This window comes from Dokdonella soli (genome assembly GCF_039523175.1).
GTDB classification, from domain to species: Bacteria; Pseudomonadota; Gammaproteobacteria; order Xanthomonadales; family Rhodanobacteraceae; genus Dokdonella_A; species Dokdonella_A soli.
The window spans coordinates 1-1,852 of the sequence record NZ_BAAAEU010000012.1 but is presented as its reverse complement, the minus strand read 5'-3'; the positions used below and the strand labels follow the sequence as shown (position 1 = coordinate 1,852).

At 53.4% G+C, this 1,852-nt stretch carries 2 protein-coding genes; both read right to left on the bottom strand.

Translation table 11 applies throughout. The features are described 5' to 3' along the window. Nucleotides 1–213: 213 nt before the first annotated feature. Nucleotides 214–489 (bottom strand): transposase, encoded by a 276-nt coding sequence (locus ABD002_RS12105; RefSeq protein ID WP_379989478.1) that lies wholly within the window; start codon nt 487–489, stop codon nt 214–216. A 706-nt stretch (nt 490–1,195) separates the two neighbouring features. Next, on the bottom strand, nt 1,196–1,852 hold a 657-nt coding region (locus ABD002_RS12100; protein WP_343791421.1), incomplete at its 5' end, for an RHS repeat-associated core domain-containing protein.

Below are 1,852 nucleotides of genomic sequence, written 5' to 3'. Positions count from 1 at the left end.
CGTCCAACCGTAGGCGTCGGAAACACTTCCAAAATCCCCAGCGACCATGCCGAGTCACCAGCGCCTGTAGCGCATCGATCACTTCCGTATCGCCGGCCACCGGATCGCGCGCTCGCCGATACCACGTCCGCTGCGCCACACTCGCCATGCGGCATGCCCGCCGGATCGACAACCCGTAGTCAGCCACCAACGCCGTCGCAACTTCGCGACGACTCAATGGCCCCACTGCTTTTTTGCGATCAGATCCTTGATCGCCGCGTTCTCCAACGCCAGCTCGGCATACATCCGCTTGAGCTTGCCATTTTCCTGCTCCAGCTCACGCACCCGCGCCAGTTCGGCCACGTCCATCCCACCGTAGCGGGACTTCCACTTGTAGTACGTCGGCACACTGATCCCGTGTGCACGCACCACGTCCTTGATCGGGATGCCGTTGTCGGCTTCCTTCAGGATCGAAACAATCTGCGATTCGGTAAAGCGACTCGTGCGCATGAGAACCTCCAGTCAGTCCCTGCTGGGATTCTCCTTCCAAATGACGGCCTCTGTGGGGAAGGCTACGAGCCCCGACCGCGCCATCAGATCAAGAGCGTCTGCGTCTACGACGTGAGCAAGAAGGCAGAGTCACCGCAATCACGCTGTACGCAAAAGCCCATCCGTCGCAACAGCTAGTCACAGCGCGAGCTAATTGAGCCCGGTCTCCGCATCGTAATACTGGCCGGGGAAACGCAAGTTATCTATCCGACCCGGGACCAAAACAAGGGGGCTCGCGCGGAGACGTTGATTCCGAAATGGTCGGACAACTCTTCAATATTGCAGCGGCTACAGAATAGTTCTGATCAGCTGATCTCTTTAGCCAGAATAGCGCACGCCTCTGGTTCAATTTGCTCTTGGAAGCTCGCAGCCCTTGGAACGCTCTAAATTGAGCTTCCGCACTACCGTTCTCTGAACCTATTATTGCCCAATATTTCGCTCTCACTAAATCAGGTCTACCCCGCATCCAATAAAAATTCGTAAGTTTGAGCGCGGCATCGGGCGATCCTTCCATTGCTTCTGCCGAATATTTTTTTACTTCCTGTTTATCCAAGTAGTAACTAACACTAGCAAGAATTACTTCCCGCGAATCATTTTTCGCCATGCATATGATTGGCATAACAAATAACAAGGATGTCACGCAAAATAATCTAATCACGGCCAATTCCTATGGGTTGAACGTCATAAAAGTTCCACACTCACAAGCAGGCTTTCTCCTCAATGCTTCGGCTTCAGCGTTTGGCGTTCGCCAATCGGTCTGGGGATTGGATGGTCCGATACCGTAACTCCCGTCGATATGTAGCCATCCCCAATTGTTTGGAGCGAATACCGGCTGCCCAGTAATTCTTGCCAGATTTTTACCAAACGGATTCCCTCGCGAAGGCGCTACTCCCGTATTGCAAGCAAGAAGTCTTATTGGCTTATTTGCGCAGTTAGGGTAGGTCTTCATCACTTTGGCCAGATCACCAGGAGACAAATTTGCCAGGGAGGTAGGAGTGCCGTGCCCTGCGATTGTGCATTCCGTAGAAAGTCCGGGGTATTTCTGTATCCAATCATACGCATTACTTCCCGGGGGAAACAGATTAATATCGACATCCAGACCGAGAGCGTCGGCAAAGTAGCCTGGATCCTGTAGAGCGTAGCCATATGTGTTTGCTCCGGCTAGCAGGCCTAAAGGATCAGACTCAATATAACGCCCAATATTTGACTCATAATCCCTGAAGTAGTTGTAGTTAAGCCCCGTCTCCGCATCGTAATACTGGCCGGGCAACCGTACCCTTGACGCGACTCTGCGCCGACGACGGTGGGTCGCCTCGATGCAGCG